General features: G+C 73.1%; 18 protein-coding genes. 6 read left to right on the top strand and 12 right to left on the bottom strand.

Annotated elements, in window-relative coordinates; genetic code table 11:
* Positions 1-123: 123 nt before the first annotated feature.
* Complete coding sequence (locus AC2TEW_RS20150; protein ID WP_033820809.1) at positions 124-1,506, bottom strand: glycine--tRNA ligase; 1,383 nt, start codon at positions 1,504-1,506, stop codon at positions 124-126.
* A gap of 217 nt (positions 1,507-1,723) precedes the next feature.
* On the opposite strand from AC2TEW_RS20150, the gene AC2TEW_RS20145 reads away from it, so the two are divergent.
* The 4 genes from AC2TEW_RS20145 to AC2TEW_RS20130 are packed head-to-tail and all read left to right on the top strand — an operon-like array spanning position 1,724 to position 4,903.
* Positions 1,724-2,677 carry a metal ABC transporter substrate-binding protein gene (locus tag AC2TEW_RS20145; protein WP_484624727.1) on the top strand — a complete coding sequence of 318 codons (954 nt, stop codon included), beginning with the start codon at positions 1,724-1,726 and terminating at the stop codon, positions 2,675-2,677.
* Positions 2,678-2,691: 14 nt separating this feature from the next.
* On the top strand, positions 2,692-3,537 hold the full coding sequence (locus AC2TEW_RS20140) for a metal ABC transporter ATP-binding protein (RefSeq protein WP_484624726.1): 846 nt from the start codon (positions 2,692-2,694) through the stop codon (positions 3,535-3,537).
* On the top strand, positions 3,534-4,457 hold the full coding sequence (locus tag AC2TEW_RS20135) for a metal ABC transporter permease (RefSeq protein WP_033820806.1): 924 nt from the start codon (positions 3,534-3,536) through the stop codon (positions 4,455-4,457). Before AC2TEW_RS20140 ends, AC2TEW_RS20135 begins: the two co-directional genes overlap by 4 nt.
* A gap of 35 nt (positions 4,458-4,492) precedes the next feature.
* The gene (locus AC2TEW_RS20130; RefSeq protein ID WP_033820805.1) at positions 4,493-4,903 is read left to right on the top strand and encodes a Fur family transcriptional regulator; all 411 of its coding nucleotides are present in this window, start codon (positions 4,493-4,495) and stop codon (positions 4,901-4,903) included.
* A 64-nt stretch (positions 4,904-4,967) separates the two neighbouring features.
* Here AC2TEW_RS20130 and AC2TEW_RS20125 read toward each other — a convergent pair whose 3' ends face one another.
* The 4 genes from AC2TEW_RS20125 to leuA all read right to left on the bottom strand — a co-directional run bounded on the left by AC2TEW_RS20125 (position 4,968) and on the right by leuA (position 9,473).
* On the bottom strand, positions 4,968-5,807 hold the full coding sequence (locus tag AC2TEW_RS20125; RefSeq protein ID WP_484624725.1) for an isoprenyl transferase: 840 nt from the start codon (positions 5,805-5,807) through the stop codon (positions 4,968-4,970).
* Between the two features lie 2 nt (positions 5,808-5,809).
* Positions 5,810-6,556 (bottom strand): DNA repair protein RecO, encoded by a 747-nt coding sequence (gene recO, locus AC2TEW_RS20120; protein ID WP_033820803.1) that lies wholly within the window; start codon positions 6,554-6,556, stop codon positions 5,810-5,812.
* Between the two features lie 245 nt (positions 6,557-6,801).
* Positions 6,802-7,467, bottom strand: a complete 666-nt coding sequence (locus AC2TEW_RS20115; protein ID WP_484624724.1) for a TerB family tellurite resistance protein — start codon at positions 7,465-7,467, stop codon at positions 6,802-6,804.
* A gap of 224 nt (positions 7,468-7,691) precedes the next feature.
* Positions 7,692-9,473, bottom strand: coding sequence for a 2-isopropylmalate synthase (gene leuA, locus AC2TEW_RS20110; protein WP_484624723.1), 1,782 nt, complete (start codon positions 9,471-9,473; stop codon positions 7,692-7,694).
* Between the two features lie 328 nt (positions 9,474-9,801).
* Between leuA and AC2TEW_RS20105 the strand changes: the two genes are divergently transcribed.
* The gene (locus AC2TEW_RS20105) at positions 9,802-10,824 is read left to right on the top strand and encodes a M4 family metallopeptidase (protein ID WP_484624722.1); all 1,023 of its coding nucleotides are present in this window, start codon (positions 9,802-9,804) and stop codon (positions 10,822-10,824) included.
* A 104-nt stretch (positions 10,825-10,928) separates the two neighbouring features.
* Complete coding sequence (locus tag AC2TEW_RS20100; protein WP_033821089.1) at positions 10,929-11,195, top strand: protealysin inhibitor emfourin; 267 nt, start codon at positions 10,929-10,931, stop codon at positions 11,193-11,195.
* Positions 11,196-11,207: 12 nt separating this feature from the next.
* Here AC2TEW_RS20100 and AC2TEW_RS20095 read toward each other — a convergent pair whose 3' ends face one another.
* The 7 genes from AC2TEW_RS20095 to AC2TEW_RS20065 form a co-directional block, all read right to left on the bottom strand.
* Positions 11,208-11,789, bottom strand: coding sequence for a hypothetical protein (locus AC2TEW_RS20095; RefSeq protein WP_484624721.1), 582 nt, complete (start codon positions 11,787-11,789; stop codon positions 11,208-11,210).
* A 77-nt stretch (positions 11,790-11,866) separates the two neighbouring features.
* Positions 11,867-13,345 carry a peptidase M16 family protein gene (locus AC2TEW_RS20090; RefSeq protein ID WP_484624720.1) on the bottom strand — a complete coding sequence of 493 codons (1,479 nt, stop codon included), beginning with the start codon at positions 13,343-13,345 and terminating at the stop codon, positions 11,867-11,869.
* A 55-nt stretch (positions 13,346-13,400) separates the two neighbouring features.
* Entirely contained in the window at positions 13,401-14,234 is an 834-nt protein-coding gene (locus AC2TEW_RS20085) for a phosphate ABC transporter ATP-binding protein (RefSeq protein WP_484624719.1), read from the bottom strand.
* 28 nt (positions 14,235-14,262) lie between these two features.
* Positions 14,263-15,249, bottom strand: a complete 987-nt coding sequence (locus AC2TEW_RS20080; protein ID WP_484624718.1) for a sortase — start codon at positions 15,247-15,249, stop codon at positions 14,263-14,265.
* Positions 15,246-17,069 (bottom strand): hypothetical protein, encoded by a 1,824-nt coding sequence (locus AC2TEW_RS20075; protein WP_484624717.1) that lies wholly within the window; start codon positions 17,067-17,069, stop codon positions 15,246-15,248. The genes AC2TEW_RS20080 and AC2TEW_RS20075 overlap by 4 nt, the downstream gene beginning before the upstream one ends.
* Before the next feature lie 178 nt (positions 17,070-17,247).
* Complete coding sequence (locus AC2TEW_RS20070; RefSeq protein WP_484624716.1) at positions 17,248-18,843, bottom strand: Ig-like domain repeat protein; 1,596 nt, start codon at positions 18,841-18,843, stop codon at positions 17,248-17,250.
* A 127-nt stretch (positions 18,844-18,970) separates the two neighbouring features.
* Positions 18,971-19,963, bottom strand: a complete 993-nt coding sequence (locus AC2TEW_RS20065; RefSeq protein WP_484624715.1) for a hypothetical protein — start codon at positions 19,961-19,963, stop codon at positions 18,971-18,973.
* Positions 19,964-20,060 lie beyond the last annotated feature (97 nt).

The following is a 20,060-nucleotide window of genomic DNA, read 5'->3' as shown; positions in this document are numbered from 1 at the left end:
CCCCGACTGCCGGTGGCCCCGGCGGCCGGGCGCGCACCGGGCGCCCGCAGCCCGCAGCCCGCAGCACGCAGCGCGACGGCCCCCACCGCACGAGGCGGTGGGGGCCGTCGGGGACGTCCCGGGTCAGCAGCCGATCAGGCGGGCACCGAGGTAGGACTTCACCTGGTCCAGGGAGACGCGCTCCTGGGCCATGGTGTCGCGCTCGCGGATGGTGACCGCGTTGTCCTCGAGGGTGTCGAAGTCGACGGTGACGCAGAACGGCGTGCCGATCTCGTCCTGGCGGCGGTAGCGCTTGCCGATCGCGCCGGCGTCGTCGAACTCGACGTTCCACGCGGTGCGCAGGTCGGCGGCCAGGCCGCGGGCCTTCGGGGACAGGTCGGCGTTGCGCGACAGCGGGAGCACCGCGACCTTGACCGGGGCCAGGCGCGGGTCGAGCCGCATGCCGACGCGCTTCTCCATGACGCCCTTGGCGTTGGGCGCCTCGTCCTCGAAGTAGGCGTCGAGCAGGAAGGCCAGCATCGCGCGGTTGAGGCCGGCGGCCGGCTCGATGACGTACGGGAAGTACCGCTCGCCGGACTCCTGGTCGAAGTAGCGGAGGTCCTTGCCGGAGTGCTCGCTGTGCACCGAGAGGTCGTAGTCGGTGCGGTTGGCGATGCCCTCCAGCTCGGAGAACTCGGTGCCGCCGAAGTTGAAGCGGTACTCGATGTCCACGGTGCGCTTGGCGTAGTGGGAGAGCTTCTCCTTCGGGTGCTCGAAGAAGCGCATGTTCTCGGTCCGCAGGCCGAGGTCGACGTACCAGTCCCAGCGCTGCTGGAGCCAGTACTCGTGCCACTGGTCGTCCTCGCCCGGCTTGACGAAGAACTCCATCTCCATCTGCTCGAACTCGCGGGTGCGGAAGATGAAGTTGCCGGGGGTGATCTCGTTGCGGAAGCTCTTGCCGGTCTGGGCGATGCCGAACGGCGGCTTGCGGCGCGAGGTGGTCTGGACGGCGCTGAAGTTGGTGAAGATGCCCTGCGCGGTCTCCGGGCGCAGGTAGGCCAGGCCGCTCGCGTCCTCGGTGACGCCGAGGTGCGTCTTCAGCATGCCCGAGAACTCCTTGGGCTCCGTGAAGGCGCCCTTGTTGCCGCAGTTCGGGCAGTTGATGTCGGCGAGGCCGTTGGCGGGCAGCCGGTTGTGCTTGGCCTCGTACGCCTCTTCCAGGTGGTCGGCGCGGAAGCGCTTGTGACAGGAGAGGCACTCGGTCAGCGGGTCGTTGAACGTCGCCACGTGGCCGGAGGCCTCCCAGACCTCGCGGGCCAGGATCACCGAGGAGTCGAGGCCGACGACGTCCTCCCGAGCGTGGACCATCGAACGCCACCACTGGCGCTTGATGTTCTCCTTGAGCTCGACACCCAGTGGGCCGTAGTCCCAGGCGGCGCGCGTACCTCCGTAGATCTCGCTGCAGGGGTAGACGAAGCCTCGGCGCTTGCTCAGGCTGACGATGGTGTCGATCTTGTCGGCGGCCACAGTGCTCTCTTCAGTACGACGGCACGGTCAAGGCGCGGCTGGTTGCACGCACCCGAATGCCCCAGGTTACCGGGAGCGCGGGCCCCGCCGTCACACGGTTTGACCGCGCGCCGGGCGCGTTCCGGCCACCGCCGGGGCGCGCCCGTACATCCTTGCTGCACAATCAGCCATTCGAGTGAGTTGACAATCATTTCCATTCAAGATGAGAATGGTTGTCATGATGATCCGACGTTCCTCCATAGCCCTCGCCGCGAGCGCAGCCGTCGGCGCCCTGCTGCTCACCGCGTGCGGTGGCAGCTCCAGCGCCGCCGACGGCGACGGCCGGCTGAAGGTGGTGGCGTCGTTCTACCCGATGGCCTACCTCGCCGAGCAGATCGGCGGCAGCCATGTGAAGGTCACCGGCCTCACCCCCGCCGGGGTCGAGCCGCACGACCTGGAGCTCAAGGCCCGTCAGGTCGGCGCGGTGCAGAGCGCGGACGTGGTGGTCTACCTCAAGGGCCTGCAGCCCAGCGTCGACCAGGCCGTGAAGGGCACCCACGCCGCGCACGTGGTCGACGCGACGGCCGTCTCGCCGCTGGTCGACCACCACCTGGACGAGGGCACCGAGGAGCCCGGCGGCGAGCACGCCGGCCACGAGCACAGCGGCCCCGCCGGCGACCCGCACATCTGGCTCGACCCCACCCGCTACGCGGCGGTCGCCCGCAGCGTCGGCAGCGAACTCGCCGCCGCGGACCCGGCCCACGCCGAGGACTACCGCACCGCCACCGACCGGCTGCTCGACCGGCTGACCGCCCTGGACACCGCGTTCCGCGACGGCCTGAAGGACGTCCCGACCAAGACCTTCGTCACCAGCCACGCCGCGTTCGGCTACCTCGCCGACCACTACGGCCTCGAGCAGGTCGCGATCAACGGCGTCGACCCGGAGGCCGAGCCCACCCCGGCCCGGCTCACCGAGATCCAGCAGGCGGCCCGCTCCCACGGCGTCACCACGATCTTCTTCGAGACCCTGGTCGACCCGCGCCTCGCCGAGACCGTCGCCAAGGACCTCGGCCTGCGGACCGACGTGCTCGACCCGCTGGAGGGCGTCAAGGACCCGGCCACCGAGGACTACTTCTCGGTCATGCAGCACAATCTCGCCAACCTCCGGACCGCGCTCGGCGCCACCGGCTGAGGGGGACACCGACCATGAGCACCGCCATCCCGCAGGCGGCCGGCCCCGCCGCACCCGACCCCGCCGCCGCACCCGGCCGCGCCGCCACCGAGGCGGACCCGCCCCCGGCCGTCCGGCTGCTCGACGCCACCGCCGCGCTGGGCGGGCGGCCGGTCCTGCGCGGCATCGACCTGACCGTGCGGCCCGGCGAGGTGGTCGCCCTGCTCGGCGCCAACGGCTCCGGCAAGTCCACCACCGTCAAGTCCGTGATCGGCGCCGTCCCGCTGCAGCGCGGCAGCCTGGAGCTGTTCGGCACCCCGCTCGGCCGGTTCCGGGCCTGGCACCGGATCGGGTACGTGCCGCAGCGCACCACCGCGGCCGGCGGCGTGCCCGCCACCGTCCGCGAGGTGGTCTCCACCGGCCGCCTGCCGCAGCACCGGCTGCTGCCGTTCCGCCGCCGCGACCGCGCCGCGGTCGACCGGGCGCTGACCGCCGTCGGCATGCTGGAGCGGGCCTCGGACGGCGTCGCCGGGCTCTCCGGCGGCCAGCACCAGCGGGTGCTGATCGCCCGCGCGCTGGTCGGCACCCCGGATCTGCTGATCATGGACGAGCCGATGGCCGGGGTGGACCTGGACAGCCAGCAGGTGCTCGCCGACACCCTGCGCAGCGAGGTGGCGCGCGGCGCCGCCGTCCTGCTGGTGCTGCACGAACTCGGGCCGCTGGAGCCGCTGATCGACCGCGCCGTGGTGCTCCGGGACGGCTGCGTGGCCCACGACGGCCCGCCGCCGCGCGGGGTCGGCCAGCACGCGCTGCCCGGCCACGACCACGTCCACCCGCACGCCGACGACCACCACCGGAGCACCCAGGGGCTGCTGTCATGACCGAGATGCTGCAGTACGACTTCATGCAGCGGGCGCTGATCGCCGCCGTCCTGGTCGGGGTGACCGCCCCCGCCGTCGGCATCTACCTGGTGCAGCGCCGGCAGGCGCTGATGGGCGACGGCATCGGGCACGTCGCGCTCACCGGTGTCGGCCTCGGCTTCGTGTTCCAGACCAGCCCGGTCTGGATGGCGGTGCTGGTCTGCGTGCTCGGCGCGATCGTCATGGAGCTGGTCCGCTCGCGCGGCAACCAGCGCGGCGACATCGCCCTGGCGATGCTCTTCTACGGCGGCATGGCCTGCGGGAAGCTGCTGGTCAGCCTGAGCCCGCAGGCCGGCAGCAGCAGCCTGGAGAGCTACCTGTGGGGCTCCATCCTGACCGTCTCGGCGGACGACCTGGTGGTGATCGGCGCGCTGGCCGCGGTGGTCGTCGCGATCACCCTGGGCCTGCGCCGGCAGCTGTTCGCGGTCTGCCAGGACGAGGAGTTCGCCCGGGTGACCGGCATCCCGGTGCGGCTGCTGAACCTGCTGCTCGCGGTCACCGCCGCGGTCACCGTCACGGTGGCGATGCGGGTGGTCGGTCTGCTGCTGGTCAGCGCGCTGATGGTGGTGCCGGTGGCCGCCGCCCAGCAGCTCACCCGGTCCTTCGCGGCCACCCAGGCGGCCGCGATCGGCCTCGGGACCGGCGTCGCGCTGCTCGGGGTGGCCGGCTCGTACCAGGCCGACGTGCCGTCAGGACCGGCCATCGTGCTGCTGGCGATCGCCGCGTTCGCGGTCTTCAGCGCGCTGGCCGCGCCGCTCGCCCGGCGGCGGCACCGGGCCCGGCCGGCGGACGGCCCCGCGGTGTGCGACGTGGCGCTGCCCGGACAGCAGGACGGGCGTCGTACGGACGCCCCGCTGCCCAGTTCCGGGCTGGCACAATGAGGTGCGACAGCACCCGACCACCAGGAGGACTCACGGTGACCACCGCAGGCCCGTCGCCGCGCGCGCGATCGACTCGGCAGCGAGCCGCCGTCTCGGCGGTCCTGGACGAGATCGAGGACTTCCGCAGCGCGCAGGAGCTGCACGACATGCTCAAGCACCGGGGTGACTCGGTGGGGCTGACCACGGTCTACCGGACCCTGCAGTCGCTGGCCGACGCCGGCGAGGTGGACGTGCTGCGCACCGCCGACGGCGAGGCGGTCTACCGCCGGTGCAGCAGCGGGCACCACCACCACCTGGTCTGCCGCAGCTGCGGCGCCACGGTCGAGGTGGAGGGGCCCGCCGTGGAGCGCTGGGCCAACGCGGTCGCCGCGGAGCACGGTTTCAGCGACATCGCGCACACCCTGGAGATCTTCGGCACCTGCGCGGAGTGCGCCAAGAAGGCCTGAACCGGCGGGTACGCGCGTGGGGCCCGGGTTCCGAGGAACCCGGGCCCCACGCGTACGCCACCGCTCAGCGCTGGGCCGGCAGCTCGGGCGAGCCGTCCTCGACCGCGTTCGGGATCGCACCGCCGAAGCGGCGGTCGCGCCGGGCGAACTGCTCGCAGGCGCGCCACAGGTCGCGGCGGTCGAAGTCCGGCCAGAGCACGTCCTGGAACACCAGCTCGGCGTAGGCGGACTGCCAGGCCAGGAAGTTGGAGGTGCGCTGCTCGCCGGAGGGACGCAGGAAGAGGTCGACGTCCGGCATGTCCGGGTAGTACAGGTACTTGGCGAAGGTCTTCTCGTTGACCTTCTTCGGGTCCAGCCTGCCCGCGGCGACGTCCCGGGCGATGGCCTGCGCGGCGTCGGCGATCTCGGCCCGGCCGCCGTAGTTGACGCAGAAGTACATGGTCATCGCGTCGTTGTCCTTGGTCTGCTCCTGGGCGACCTGGAGCTCCTGGACGACGCTCTTCCACATCTTCGGCATCCGGCCGGCCCAGCGGATCCGGATGCCCAGCTCGTCCATCTCGTCGCGGCGGCGGCGGATCACGTCCCGGTTGAAGTTCATCAGGAACTTCACCTCGTCCGGGGAGCGCTTCCAGTTCTCGGTGGAGAAGGCGTACAGCGAGAGGTTCTTGACCCCCATCTCCAGGCAGCCCTTGAGCACGTCCAGCACGACCGCCTCGCCGACCTTGTGGCCCTCGGTGCGCGGCAGGCCGCGCTCCTTGGCCCAGCGGCCGTTGCCGTCCATCACGCAGGCGACGTGGTTGGGCACCAGCTCGCCGGGGATCTTCGGCGGCCGGGCGCCGCTCGGGTGCGGGTCCGGGGTCCGGTACTCCCGCTGCTTGCTGCCGAACAGCCGTCGCGCGACCATGCTCACTTCTCCACGTATCTCATCGAGCGGATGCCCCGCTCCAGGTGCCACTGCAGATAGGCGGCCACCAGCCCGCTGCCCTCACGCCAGTACCGGGGTTCGCAGCCGTCCGCCGTCTGCCAGTCCCCCGACAGCAGCGCCCCGAGCAGTACCAGTGTCTCAGGGGAGGGTACGGCACTTCCGGGGACGCGGCAGTCCGTGCACAGCACACCGCCGGCCTGCAGCGAGAAGAACCGGTTGGGGCCGGGCAGCCCGCACTTGGCGCAGTCGGTGAAGCTGGCGCCGTAGCCGTTGACGGCGAGCGAGCGCAGCAGGAAGGCGTCCATCACCAGGTGCGGCTGGTGCTGCCCGGCGGCCAGCGTGCGCAGGCCGCCGACCAGCAGCAGGTACTGCTGGACGGCGGGCTCGCCCTCGTTCTCGGCGAACCGCTCCGCGGTCTCCAGCATCGCGGTGCCGGCCGTGTAGCGGGTGTAGTCGGCGACGATCGGGCCGCCGTACGGCGCGATCGTCTCGACCTGGGTGCACAGCGGCAGGGTACGGCCGACCAGGTCGCTGCCCCGGCTGAAGAACTGCACGTCGACGTGGGAGAACGGCTCCAGCCGGGCGCCGAACTTCGACTTGGTCTTGCGGATGCCGCGGGCGACCGCGCGCACCTTGCCGTGCTGGCGGGTGAGCAGGGTGATGATCCGGTCGGCCTCGCCGAGCTTCTGGGTGCGCAGCACCACGCCGTCGTCGCGGAACAGGCTCATGCTGGTCCCCGGCCGGGACGGTCGGACAGTGTGGACATCCCACCATTGTCCCGCAGCGCCGGGGCTCCTCGGGCCATCCGGCGGGCGGGCAGCCGTGCGCCCGCACCCGGGGCGGTGGGGGGATCGCCCGTGGCGGTGCGGGGCGCGGCGGGCCCGGAAGGGGGTCGGGCCCGGTCCTGGGGCGGCGCTGCGGGTGCGGAGCGCCTTCCGTGGCCACAGCGGTGCCACGGGGCCGGAGCGGTGGCTCAGTGCGGGGCGCGGGTGGCGGCCGCCAGCAGTTCGCCGACCTGGGACTCGGAGAGCTTCAGGCATCGGCCGACCACCGCCAGCGCGGCCCGCTCCTCGGGGAGGTAGCGGCCGTCGGCCAGCGCGATCCAGGCGCCCTGCAGCAGCAGGCGTTCGCGGCCCTGCTGGGCCAGGTGCGGGGCGAGCGGCTCCAGGGCGGCGTGCAGTTCGACGGCCAGGCCGCTGCCCACGCCGTCCACGTCCAGCGGTTCGCCGCCGCTGTGGCCGGAGAGCGCCGCCAGTGCGGCCAGCACCTGGGCCTCGCCGCTGTCCTCGAAGCCGGCCTCGCGGACCACCGCGCAGGCGGCCTCCCGGCCCGCCCGGCTGGCGGTGCCGCCGGCCGCGAGGGTGGCCAGCGCGACGGTGTACTGGGCGTCCCGCAGCATCGCCGCCAGCCGGACGCAGGTGAGCTGGTCCAGCGTCTCGGTGCCGTACCGGCCGTGGCAGGAGGTGCACTGCACGCAGCCGATCACCGGGCCGAGCGGCAGCACCGGGCTGCCGAGCAGCCGCAGCCACCGCCGGCCGTGCTGCCGGCGGTAGTTGCGGTCCCCGCCGCAGCCGGGGCAGAAGAACTCACCGAGAACGTCCGTCCGCCAGCGAGGGCGGACACCCCACAACCCTGTCACGGTGCCACTCCCCAGACATGGCAGGCGGCCTGCGCATCAGTGGGCAGGTCACGCGACCGGCCGTCGGGACGTCCCACCGACCCGGCTTCCGGTGCGTCGATGTTGCCACGGTTACCGGCACGTGTCAGCACCCCGAACGGGTGCCGGTGGATAAATCTGTGACGCGTGCCACACCCGCGAGGAGTGTGGCACGCGTCACGGCCGCCGGTCGGCGGTGCTACGAACTACCCGCGCTGCGACCGGTTGACGGCGCTCACCATGGCCTTCAGCGAGGCCAGCACGGTGTTGGAGTCGATCCCGACGCCCCACAGCACCTTGCCGTCGACCGCGCACTCGACGTAGGCGGCCGCCTGGGCGTCGCCGCCCTCGCTCAGCGCGTGCTCGGCGTAGTCCAGCACCCGTACGTCGACGCCGATCCGGGCCAGCGCGTCGCCGAAGGCGGAGACCGGGCCGTTGCCGGTACCGGTCAGGGTGACCGGGGCGCCGTCCACCACGGCCTCGGTGGTCAGCGCGTCCCGGCCGTCCTCGGTGGTCAGGCTCCGCGAACCGCTCAGCGAGATCCGGCCCCAGGCGTTGTCCGGGGTCGGCAGGTACTCGTCCTGGAAGACCGACCAGATCGCGGCCGGGGTGACCTCGCCGCCCTCGGCGTCGGTCTTGGCCTGGATGATCCGGGAGAACTCGATCTGCATCCGGCGCGGCAGGTCCAGCTTGTGGTCGTTCTTCAGCACGTAGGCGATGCCGCCCTTGCCGGACTGGCTGTTGACCCGGATGACCGCCTCGTAGCTGCGGCCGACGTCCTTCGGGTCGATCGGCAGGTAGGGCACGCCCCAGGTGTACTCGGAGACCGGCACGCCGGCCGCCTTCGCGTCCGCCTCCAGGGCGTCGAAGCCCTTCTTGATGGCGTCCTGGTGGGAGCCGGAGAAGGACGTGTAGACCAGGTCGCCGGCGTACGGGTGGCGCTCGGGGACGGCCATCTGGTTGCAGTACTCGTAGGTGCGGCGGATCTCGTCGATGTCGGAGAAGTCGATCATCGGGTCGACGCCCTGGGAGAACAGGTTCATCCCGACGTTGACCAGGTCCAGGTTGCCGGTGCGCTCGCCCTGGCCGAACAGGCAGCCCTCGACCCGGTCGGCGCCCGCCATGATGGCCAGTTCGGCGGAGGCGACGCCGGTGCCGCGGTCGTTGTGCGGGTGCGCGGACAGCGCGACGAACTCGCGGCGGGACAGGTTCCGCGACATCCACTCGATCTTGTCGGCGTAGACGTTCGGGGTGGAACGCTCCACCGTCGTCGGCAGGTTCAGGATGATCTCGCGGCCCTCGCCCGGCTGCCAGACGTCCATCACCGACTCGCAGACCTCCAGCGCGAAGTCCAGCTCGGTGTCGATGAAGATCTCCGGCGAGTACTCGTACCCGAAGACGGTCTCCTCGCCCAGCAGCTTCTCGCCGTACTCCATCACCAGCCGGGTGCCGTCCACCGCGATCTGGCGGATGTCGTCCTTGGAGCCCTTGAAGACCACCCGGCGGAACAGCGGCGACGTCGCGTTGTACAGGTGGACGGTGGCCCGGTGGGCGCCGACCAGGGACTCCACGGTGCGCTCGATCAGGTCCTCGCGGGCCTGGGTCAGCACCGAGATGGTGACGTCCTCGGGGATCGCCCCCTCCTCGATGATCGAGCGGACGAAGTCGAAGTCGGTGGCGCCGGAGGACGGGAACCCGACCTCGATCTCCTTGTAGCCCAGCTTCACCAGCAGGTCGAACATCTTGCGCTTGCGGGCCGGCGACATGGGGTCGATCAGCGCCTGGTTGCCGTCCCGCAGGTCGGTGGACAGCCAGCGCGGCGCCTGGGTGATGACCTTGCCCGGCCAGGTGCGGTCCGGCAGGTCGACGGAGCCGAACGGCATGTAGCGGTGGAACGGCATCCCGGACGGCTGCTGCAGCACGGTGGCCGCGGTCACCGGGGTGGGGCGGTCGTTGAAGGCACGGGCGATGGCGGACTGCTCGGTCATGGAGGACTCTCGGCTTCCGAAGTCGATTGCGGGCTGGGTCGGGGCGGTGGACACCCGACCGGGCCGACTGCTGAGCCGCATCGAACAGCATCACTGACGGATGCAAGGGCACAGCACAGTCCCCGCGGCGAGGGAGCCGGCCTTCTCTGGATCTAGAGGCCCTCGCCGCGGCAGCTAAGAAGAAGCAGCCCGTAACGCATGATGCAGCCCAGCGTAACCCAGCTCCCGGGGCGCACGAAGTGAACCGCACCACGATTCCACCCCTTGAGACGCCCGGTCACTGCGCGCGGTGGTGACAAGAAGTCATGGATGCGTCACTCTTGGCTACATGACTGCTGCCGCGCGCCGCTGCACGATCGTGCCGCCCTTCGTCCTCGACCGGCTCGCCGAGCAGGGCCACGAGGCCGCCCGCACCTCCCTCGCCCTGGACACCCTGCACCGCGAGAGCCGGCTGGCCACCGCCCTGCCCCCGCCGCCCCCGGCCCACCACCTCACCCGCACCATCGGCGACGCCCGGCACGGCCGCCGGCTGCCCGGCCGCACCGTCCGCGCCGAGGGCGGCCCGGCCACCGGGGACGCCACCGTCAACCGCGCCTACGACGGACTCGGCGCCACCTTCGAGCTGTTCGAGCAGGTCTACGGCCGGCACTCGATCGACGGCGCCTGGCTGCCGCTGGACGCCACCGTGCACTACGGGGTGGACTACGACAACGCGTTCTGGGACGGCAGCCGGATGGTCTTCGGGGACGGCGACGGCGAGATCTTCGTCGACTTCACCAGCTGCCTCGACGTGATCGGCCACGAACTCGCCCACGGCGTCACCCAGTACACCGCCGGGCTGGACTACCAGGGCCAGAGCGGCGCGCTCAACGAGTCGCTCTCCGACGTCTTCGGCTCCCTGGTCAAGCAGTACGCCCTCGGCCAGAGCAGCGACCAGGCCGACTGGCTGATCGGCGCCGGACTGCTCGCCCCGGGCGTGCACGGGGTCGCGCTGCGCTCGATGAAGGACCCGGGCACCACGTACGACGACGAGCGCCTCGGCAAGGACCCGCAGCCCGCCCACATGGACGGCTACGTGGACACCGCCGACGACAACGGCGGGGTGCACATCAACTCCGGCATCCCCAACCACGCCTTCTACCTGCTGGCCACCGCGCTCGGCGGGCCGGCCTGGGAGCGGGCCGGCCAGGTCTGGTACGACACCGTCACGGGCGGGCACCTCGCCCACGACGCCGGCTTCACCGACTTCGCCCGCGCCACGGCCGCCGCCGCACTGGCCCGCTACGACCGGACCGCCGCCGACACGGTGACCGCCGCCTGGTCGCAGGTCGGCATCAGCGCCACCGGCTGACCACCGGACCCTGCGCCCGCGGGCCGGACGGGAGCCGGCCGGCCCCACGCGGAGTCTGTGAAAACACTCGGCAAAACGCCCCACTCCGTAGCAAACTGACGACCATGCGTATCCAGGTGACCCGGACCGGCGGCCTCGCCGGTCGCGTCCAGCGTGCGGAGCTGGACACCAGCGAGCGCCGCGACGCACCGCACGTCCACGCCCTCGCGCGCGAGGCGGTGGCCGGCGGCCTGCGCGCGCCCTCGTACGGCGTGCCCGACGGCTTCCACTACGAGATCACCGTGGACGGCCGGACGGTGTACTGCGCCGACCCCAAACTGACCGACTCCCAGCAGGAGTTGGTCAGCCTGGTGCTTCGGGAGGGCGAGTAGGGCCGGCCCGGCTCAGCGGCCGCGGGCCTCGAACCGGCGCGCCTCCCGGCCCCGCGGCCCGGCCTGCTCGTAGAGGGACTGGCGAACCACCGCGTCCGAGACGCCGACCAGGGCGCAGAGCCGGCCGAGCAGCTCGGCTCCGGAGGTCCGGCTCCCGTCGGGGGCCGGGTCGTTGCGGATCGCGGCCAGCGCGGCGCCCGCGTCCGGCAGCCCGGCGCGGTCGGCCAGACGGGCGCAGTAGCGGTCCCAGGATTCACGCTGAGCGGCGTTCTCGGCCGGATCGGCGGGCGGCGTCCAGTCCGCGCTCCAGCCGAGTTCCTCGGTGTCCCCGTTGCCCAGCACCAGCGTCACGCAGGTCCCCCACTCGTTGTCCCGCAGCAGCCAGACCGGCTGCTTCAGCTCCCAGGCGAGGTTCCAGGCCGGACCGACCAGCCGGCGGGAAGAGATCTTGCCGAACCGGGGCCTGAGCGGGTCGAAGAGCACGCCGGTGCCGCGTTCGCCGTCCGGCAGCAGGTAGCCGCCCAGCTTCGACGGGCGCAGCGCGGTCAGCACCTGCTCCTCGGTGGCACGGGTGATCAGGGCGTAGGTCGGCACGGGTCGTTCTCTCCGGATACGGGGACGGGCGGATGTCCGGCCGGGGCGGGCGCGGCCGGGGCGGGTCGGCGGCCGGCTCAGTCGGCGTTCTTGAAGGCGGAGGCCGGGTAGCGCAGTTCCGCCGGAACGGCCTCGTCGACGGCGGTCAGCGCCGGGCCGATCCCGGCGAACAGCTCGGGCATCACCGGGATCACGCAGTGGTTGCGGCCGAAGACCACCCGGCCGGGGGTGTGCACCTCCACGCCGACCACGTCGGCGAAGGCGATGTGGTGAACGCCCCCGGACGGCATCCGCGTCCAGAGCCCCTCACCGGTCACCACCAGCCGGGCCCTGCGGGCCCCCGCGTCGGTCAGCCGGTCGCGCAGCGGAGCCCTGAACGTCTGTCCGCCCTCGGGGAGTTCGGCGGTCCCGGCGCAGCCGCCCTCGGGCAGCTCGGTGCCGTCGGCGCGCCGGGCAGCGGGCCTGGTCCCGATCGGCACCACCAGCAGGGCGCTGTCCATGGCCCGGGCGAAGGCCTCCCGGACCTGCTCGGGGGTCACCTTGTCGAGCAGGTCGAGCCGGTCCGCGACACTGCGGTAGCTCCAGCCGAGCAGTTCGGCGTTGGCGGCGAACTCCAGCTCCAGTGCCACCGTCCGGGGGTCGAGGAAGAACTCGCGGGTCCCCTCGGCCTCCTCCGCCACCTCCTCGGCGGACGGGCCTTCGGCGGCCAGCAGCAAGGCCTGCTGCCAGAGCAGTTCGGCGACCTGCTGCTCCTCGCCGTCGCGGGCGTCGAGGTGGACCATCCGGTCGCCGCTGCCCGGTCCGGCGAGCGCGCGCTCGCTGGAGACGTCGTAGGACAGTCCGCGCTGGCTCCGGGCGACTTCGCGCAGCCGCTCCTGGAGGACGGCCATGGCGAGTTGCAGGCCCGGGTCGGCGAGGTCGCCGTGCACGCCGAGGCCCGGTCCCGGCACGGTGTCCTCCTGCCAGGAGGAGGCCGTCACCAGGACCGGCTGGGTGCCGCTGCGGTCGGGGCGGTCGCCGGCGGGCAGTGGCAGCCGCAGGCCCGGCGGCGGCGGGCCGGTGAGGGTGAGGACGGCGTTGCCGGCGTGGAAGTAGCGGGCCGCGCAGTCCCGGACGGCGTCCAGCGGGATCCGGTCCGGGCCCGGGCCGTTGAAGGGGGCGAGGCCGAGTCCCTGGATGCCGTAGCGGTGGGTGAGCAGCGCGCCGGCGGTCGGGTGGGCCGCGCAGCCGTCCTCGGCGGCGAGCACGCCGCTCTCCCGGTCGGCCCGGTCGACCGGGAGGTCGGCGAGGGCTCGGCAGACCCGGTCCAGGAAGGCGACGATCTGGTCCGGGCGGCCGGTGGCGGTGAACTGGGTGAGTTCCAGGTCGACCTGGGCGTTGTGCTCGTGGTGCAGCCGCGGCAGGGTGCCCATGGCGAGGTGCTCGACCAGGTGGGTCACACCAAGGGTTCGGAAAGTCTCGTCCCGGGCGCCGCAGCCGAAGATCAGGGCTGCGGTCAGCGGACCCGGGGCATCTGCCCACAGAACGGGCACGTCATCGATGAGGTCACGGTGCACCGACCGATCATATGGTCAGACTACGTGGCTTCCGATCACGGGCCGGACACAAGTGCTAGCCGAACCTTCCGTTTACGTAGTCGGAGGTCCGCTGGTCGAGCGGGGTGGCGAACATCGCCCCGGTCGGGCCGTGCTCGACGATCGCGCCGGGGGTGCCCTGTTCGGCCAGGAAGAAGGCGCAGTGGTCGGAGACCCGCTGGGCCTGCTGCATGTTGTGGGTGACGATCACGATGGTGACCTCGTGCACCAGTTCGCGGATGGTCTGCTCGATCCGGCGGGTGGAGGTCGGGTCGAGGGCCGAGCAGGGCTCGTCCATCAGCAGCACCTTGGGCCGGACCGCCAGCGAACGGGCGATGCACAGCCGCTGCTGCTGGCCGCCGGAGAGCGCCCCGCCGGGCTGCCGCAGCCGGTCGGCGACCTCGCGCCACAGGCCCGCCTTGGTGAGGCACTCCTCGACCAGGTGGTCCTTCTCGGCACGGGTGGCCCGGATGCCGGTGAGCTTGAGCCCGGCCACCACGTTGTCGTAGATCGACATCGCCGGGAAGGGGTTGGGCTTCTGGAACACCATGCCGATGTCGCGGCGGGCGGCGGTCAGCCGGCGCTCGGGCGCGTAGATGTCACCGCCGTCCAGCAGGACCTCGCCGGCCAGGCTCGCGCCGGGGATCAGCTCGTGCATCCGGTTGAGGATCCGCAGGAAGGTCGACTTGCCGCAGCCGGAGGGCCCGATCAGGGCGGTGACCGCGCCCGCGGGCATGGTCAGCGACACCTGCTCCAGCACCTTGCGCGGGCCGAACCAGGCGGAGACGGCACGGGCGTCCAGGGTGCCGGCCGGGCTCACGGGGGCGGGCAGGACGGCCGTGTCCACGACGGCCGGCTCGACGCTGGTCATCCAGCACTCCTAGGGTTGTGACGGTCGGTCAGATCAGGTTGGGGAGCAGCTGGGCGACCTGGTCGGCGACCGAGAGGCCGAGCACGGCCAGCACCGGCACGCCGACGATCCAGGCCTGCAGCCGCCCCAGGCGGACCCAGGCCAGCGCCAGGGCGACGGCCGCCAGCAGCAGCGCCTCGCCCCAGAGCACCAGCGGGATCCAGGCGCCGCCGTCGGTGCCCATGGCGCGTTCGGCGGCGGGCAGCGCGTCGGTGGTGAGCGGGCGCGGGTTGGCCGGCCGGACGTCGTCCTCGGTGGCGGGGTCGTCCAGCAGGTCGGCGTCGACCAGCAGCGTCCCGGACGGGGCGTAGAGCGGGCCGTCGCCGGTGACCAGCTGCAGCCGGGACCAGCCGGCCTTGACCGGCGCCGGGAGCGGGTCGCCGGCCCGGCGGACCGCGACCACCCGGTAGTCGCGGGCGCCCTGGCCGGTGGTGACCCGGAAGGTCTCGCCCGGCCGCAGGCTGCCCAGCACGCCGAACGGGCCGCCGAAGCCCGCCTGCCGGCCGAGCACGACACTGGTGCCGGCCTGGCCGGGCATCGGGGTGTCCCGGCGGTGGCCGGGGCCGGACTCCAGCACTCCCCCGGCGGTGCCCTCGCGGACGACCTCGCGCAGGCCCAGCTGCGGGATCTCCAGCAGCGCGACCGGGGTGCCGGGGACGACCGGGCGGCCGTCCTTGTCGAGCTGGCCGATCGGGGTGGTGCCGGCCGCCAGGGTGGCGCGCAGGTCGGCGTAGCCGGTCTCGTGGTCGCGCAGGTGGCGCAGGCCGCCGAGCGGTCCGAGGTCCATCAGCAGGCCGAGCAGCAGCGCGGCGGCGATGGCCAGCGCGGCGCCGATCAGTTGCGGCCGGTCGGGCAGCAGCCGGGGCCGGGGCGGGCGGGTCGGCGCAGGCATCGGAGGGGGCACCGGGGCGGGCGGCGCGTACGGGTTCGGCGGAGGAACGGGCGGGCCGGGCGGCGGGGCGACGGCGGTGGTCATTCGGCGCTCCCCTGCGCGGCGGGCACGGGCTCGGCGTCCCCGGCGTCCCCGGTGGGTACTGCGGGCGCGGGCTCGGCGGCCTTGGCGGCCCCGGCCGGTGCGCCCTGCGGGACGGCCCTGCGGGTGAGCCGGCGGCGCAGCGGCGGCACCGCCACCCAGCCGATCAGCAGCAGGCCGCCGGCGATCGCGACCCAGGAACCGGTGCCGAGGCCGGACGCGCGCTGCTGGGCGGCGGTCTGCTCGCCGCCGCGGCCCGGCGTGCCCGTACCCGCGGCGCCCGCGGCACCCGGGGCGGGCGCGGCCTTCGCGGGGTCGAGCGGGGCCTCGTGGATCACGCCCTCGGGGGCGACCGAGGCGGTCTGCCAGGTGGTCGGGGTGGTGAAGGTCAGGACGCCGCTGAACTCGCGCAGCGGCGCCGGGTTGACCTTGGCCCGGCAGACCGCGGTGATGGTGTACGCGCCGTGCAGGGCGCCGGCGCCGCTACGGTTGGCGACCACCCGCAGGGTGTTGCTGAGCGGCAGCACGTACCCGCCGCCCGCGGCCTGGCGGTAAGCGGTGGCGGCGACCGTGCCCGCCAGCGGGGCGCCCTCGGGCGGGAAGCCCTCGCCGGTGATCCGCATGCTCAGGTAGTCGGCGGCCGGGTCCGGGCAGGGGCCGGAGGTGAGCAGGTCGATCGCGTCGTCGTCGCGGCCCGCCGGGTAGTCGAAGGCGATGGTGCCGGTGTCGGCCGCCGCGGCGTGCGGGGCGCCGGCGAACTGGCCGGCCGTCAGCAGCGCGAGCAGCAGCAGGGCGGCCCCGACGGGGGCGGCGGCGGGCCGGGCGGCCGGCCGGGCCGCGGCGAGCCGGGCGCGGCGGCGCCGGCCGCGCCACCACCAGGTGCCGCCGAGCGCGAGCGGCAGCAGTACCGCCAGCAGGGCCCACGGGATGTCGGCGTAGCGCTGCTTGTGGACGGTGCTGGTCAGGCCGGGGTCGCGGTCGCCGCCGATCGGCAGCGGGTCGATGGTGATGCCGGCGGTGCCGAGGAAGGCCGGGTAGGCGCCGGAGACGTCGACCCGGTACGAGACGGCGTTGCCGGGCAGCAGTTCCTGGAGGTCGGCGGGGGCCTGGCCGGTGGCGACCGAGCCGAGCAGATTGGTCACCCGGACGGCCTGCTTGCCGCCGAGCCGGACGTTGCCGCTGTTGCGGACGGTGTAGCTGACGGTGGTGCGGCCGGTGTCGAGCGGGTTGAGGCTGGGGTGGTGGACCACCCGGGCGGACTCCACGGTGAGTTCGGCCCGCAGCGCCCCGGAGACCCGGATGTTGACCCGGGCGCCGACCCGCTGGTCGACGGTGACGGCGTTGCCCTGGGCGTCCTTGCTCTCCTGCCGCAGCGCGGCCACGATGCCCGCGGGGTGGTCGCCGGGGGTGGCGTCGGCGGGGACGGCCAGGGTGAACGGGACGATCTGACGGCTGCGGGCGGGCACCGTCAGTGCGTCGGCCGCTGCCTTCAGCCAGGTCCCGGCCTGGGTGGACGGCTTGCCCTCGGGCAGCACGTCGTAGCCGCCGGCGTCGGTGTTGAACGCGTCGGCCGGGTAGAGCCGCAGGGTGAGCGGCTGGTCGCTGTAGTTCCAGACCGCGACGTGGTCCTTGACCACCGCGCCGGGGGTGGCGGCGTAGGAGAAGGCGCCGCGGTCGTCCGGGGTGTCGGCGCCGGACGGCTGGATGCCGAAGGTCTGCGCCTGCGGGCCTTCGGCGGGCGCCAGCTGCTGGGCACCGTACGCGGTCGTGCCCGGCAGCAGGAGCAGCAGGGCGGGGACTAGGGCCAGGAGCCATCGGCGCATCGGCGTCGTCATCCTAGGGAGCAGGTGCGGGTGGGTGGGGCGGTCGGACCGCTCCGGCCGTGCGGCGGTGCACCGTTGGTGCCGGTGGTGCACCGCCATCAGGCCAGGGTGGTCCGACCGCCGGGTTGCGTCGGGGCCGATCCCGGGTGAAGGGGAGCCGTCAGATCGCGGTCGGGGTTCAGATCGCGGTCAGGGTGAGCACGCCCTGGTAGGTGCCGGCCGCCGTGGAGGTGGGGGCGAGCAGGGTGAGGTCGGCGCCGACCTTGGCGGTGCCGAGACCGGTGGCGGTGGCGAGGGTGCGGGAGGACTTCAGGCCGAGCGCACCGCCGTCGTTCACCTCGACGGCGTTGGCCGGGGCGACCTGACCGCCCAGGGTGACCTTGAGGCCGTCACCCTTGGAGACCAGGTTCGGGGCCCAGCCGAGGTTCTGCGCGTTGATGCTGCCCGTGCCCGAGCTGAACTGGGCGACCTGGCCGCTGACCGACCAGCCGGGCGCGCCGGCCCGGGTGTCGGTGACGGTGACGGTCTGGATCGGGCCGGCGGTGGCGAAGCGGGTGGAGTCGTTGTTCAGGGTGAGCGGCGGCAGGGTGACGTTGGCGCCGGCCACGCTGATCACCAGGGCACCGGGGGCGACCGTGGTGGTGATGGTCTCGGAGACCGGGGCGGGCGGGGTGGGGCCGCCCGGGTTCGGCGGGGTGACCTGCGGGGTGACGGTGAACGGCACGGCGGCGGAGGCCGAGGCGGCGTACTGGGTCGCGTCGGCCGGGGTGAAGGCGGCGGTCAGCTGGTGGTCGCCCTCGGCCAGCGCGGTGGTGCTGAACTCGGCGGCGCCGGCGGCGACCGGCTGGGAGCCGATCACGGTGCCGTTGTCCTTGAACTCGACGGTGCCGGCGGCGGCCGGGGCCACCGACGCGCTCAGCTTGACCGAGGCGCCCTTCGCGGCGGAGCCGGCCGGGGAGACGACCAGGCCCGTGGTGGTGGCCTGCGCACCCTTGGGGCTGATGGTGTAGGAGACGTTGGCGAAGGTGGAGCCGAGGAAGTGGCTGTCGGTCGAGGTGAAGACCGCCTTGAGGGTGTGCGCGCCCTCGGCAAGGGTGTTCACGGTGGCCGTGGCCTGGCCCGAGGAGACGGTGGCCGGCGCGCCGACGGCGGTGGCGCCGTCGAAGAACTGCACGGTGCCGGCGGCGGCCGGGGAGACCGCGGCGGTCAGGGTGACGTCACTGCCGACGGTGGCCGAACCGGTCGGGGCGACCGAGAGCGTGGTGGTGGTGGCCTGCGCGACCGGGGCGTTCGGGTCGGTGGAGGTGTACGCGGTGGGGCTGGTGAACCAGACCGAGCCGACGAAGTCACCGAAGTAGGTGGCGCCGATCTTGGCCCGGCAGCGCAGGTGGAACTCGTACTGGCCGGACAGCGTGCTGAAGCCGTTCTTCTGCGCGAAGCTGCGCATGGTGTCGCTGAGCGGGACCGACAGGCGGCCCTGGGCGTCCGGGGAGTAGACCGACTGCGCCACGTTGGGGGTGACGCCGTAGCCGTCGGCGGGGAAGCCCTGGCCGAAGACCAGCAGCTGGAGGTTGGTGCCGCCGTTGCAGGAACCGGAGGAGACCACGTTCATCAGCTCGTCGTCGGCGCCGGTGGCCGGGTTGACGCTCAGGGTGCCGATGACCGGCACGGTGTCGGCGTACGCGGCGGCGGAGCCGAGCAGGGTGATGCTGCCCGCGGCCAGGACGGTGGCCGCGCCGAGCGCGACGGCCCGCGGGATGCGGTAGGTGCTCACTGTGATGATCGCCTTTCTGGCACTGATCGGTGATGCAGGGTCAGGTGGAGCGCTGTCAGGTGGAGCAGGTGCGGGTGGTACGGGGTCGTGCGGGGTGGAGCGGGTGGAGCGACGGGCGGGGTGCGGGTCAGCCGGTGGTGCGGGAGGTGTCGCCGCAGTTGGCGTTGACGCCGAAGCCGTACTGCTTGATCACGGCGGACTGCTGGCAGATGCCGGAGCCGGCGCCGACGAAGGCGTCGCTCCACGGGCTGACGCCGACCTTGCTGGTCGGGATGACGTTGTAGACGTCGCGGACGGCGGCGGCGCTGGTGTTGAGCAGCACCGAGGGGACGCCGTTGACGTTGCCGAGCTGGGCGGTGCCGCGGATGTCGGCGAGGGTGCCGGAGCTCTGCGCGATGTACTGGGCGATCGAGAACGGCACCAGCGAGGTGGTGTCGAGCACGCGGCCGTCGTGCTCCTCGATCTTCTTGCCGCCCTTGGTGTCGGCGATGCAGGGGTAGCGGCCGGCCTGGACGTCGCCGTCGGCGATGCCGACGGTGGACTCCCAGAAGCTGCGGGTGCCGGAGCCGGCCTGCGGCAGCAGCGGGCGGATCGAGTAGTTCGGGGCGGTGCCGACGTAGCCGGGGTCGCAGGTGTAGATGGCGTGCAGGTCGGCGACGCTCAGGTCGAGCGGCACCGAGCTGCCGGCGCTGACGGCGTAGGTGACGCCGTCCACCGCGAACGGGATGTAGGTCAGGCCCGGGGTGGCGGCGGCCAGGTTGAGGCTGGAGGAGCGGGAGAAGTCCAGGCAGCCGTTGCCCTTGTTGAGCTCGTTGAGCAGGGCGGTGCGGCCCGCGCCGGAGCCGTTCGGGCGGGCCAGGTTCTGGCAGGCCGCGGCGGCCTTGGTGGTGATGGTGGCGGAGCCGACGGCGTCGTACGAGCCGATGACCTTCTGGCCGTTCACGGTGACGACGTTGGCGAGCGCGTTCATCACGCCCTGGGTGGTGTCCGAGCCGACGCCGGACAGCGGGCGGACGGCGCCCGGGTCGGCCTGGGCGGTGCCGGTGCCGGCCACCAGCAGGCCGAGGCCGGCCGCGACGGTGACGCACTTGGCGAGCTGGCGCTTGTCGATGAGCTTCATCTGGTCGGTTCCCCTAAGAGAGTTGGCGAGTCGGAGCGTTGCTGAGAGCGGGTGGTGCGAACGCGGGTGGAGCAGGTTGGAGCAGGTGGAACAGGGT

It is taken from the genome of Kitasatospora sp. NEAU-CNBT7 (genome assembly GCF_057220535.1).
The sequence above is the reverse complement of the archived record's forward strand: the minus strand, read 5'-3'. Positions and strand labels throughout refer to the sequence as shown.

Excerpts from the sequence above, each read along its gene's own strand:
- AC2TEW_RS20145 (WP_484624727.1), top strand. The coding sequence starts at position 1,724 with ATGATGATCCGACGTTCCTCCATAGCCCTCGCCGCGAGCGCAGCCGTC.
- AC2TEW_RS20140 (WP_484624726.1), top strand. The coding sequence starts at position 2,692 with ATGAGCACCGCCATCCCGCAGGCGGCCGGCCCCGCCGCACCCGACCCC.
- AC2TEW_RS20135 (WP_033820806.1), top strand. The coding sequence starts at position 3,534 with ATGACCGAGATGCTGCAGTACGACTTCATGCAGCGGGCGCTGATCGCC.
- AC2TEW_RS20125 (WP_484624725.1), bottom strand. The coding sequence starts at position 5,807 with ATGGTCGCGCGACGGCTGTTCGGCAGCAAGCAGCGGGAGTACCGGACC.
- recO (WP_033820803.1), bottom strand. The coding sequence starts at position 6,556 with ATGAGCCTGTTCCGCGACGACGGCGTGGTGCTGCGCACCCAGAAGCTC.
- leuA (WP_484624723.1), bottom strand. The coding sequence starts at position 9,473 with ATGACCGAGCAGTCCGCCATCGCCCGTGCCTTCAACGACCGCCCCACC.
- AC2TEW_RS20105 (WP_484624722.1), top strand. The coding sequence starts at position 9,802 with ATGACTGCTGCCGCGCGCCGCTGCACGATCGTGCCGCCCTTCGTCCTC.
- AC2TEW_RS20100 (WP_033821089.1), top strand. The coding sequence starts at position 10,929 with ATGCGTATCCAGGTGACCCGGACCGGCGGCCTCGCCGGTCGCGTCCAG.
- AC2TEW_RS20085 (WP_484624719.1), bottom strand. The coding sequence starts at position 14,234 with ATGACCAGCGTCGAGCCGGCCGTCGTGGACACGGCCGTCCTGCCCGCC.
- AC2TEW_RS20080 (WP_484624718.1), bottom strand. The coding sequence starts at position 15,249 with ATGACCACCGCCGTCGCCCCGCCGCCCGGCCCGCCCGTTCCTCCGCCG.
- AC2TEW_RS20075 (WP_484624717.1), bottom strand. The coding sequence starts at position 17,069 with ATGCGCCGATGGCTCCTGGCCCTAGTCCCCGCCCTGCTGCTCCTGCTG.
- AC2TEW_RS20065 (WP_484624715.1), bottom strand. The coding sequence starts at position 19,963 with ATGAAGCTCATCGACAAGCGCCAGCTCGCCAAGTGCGTCACCGTCGCG.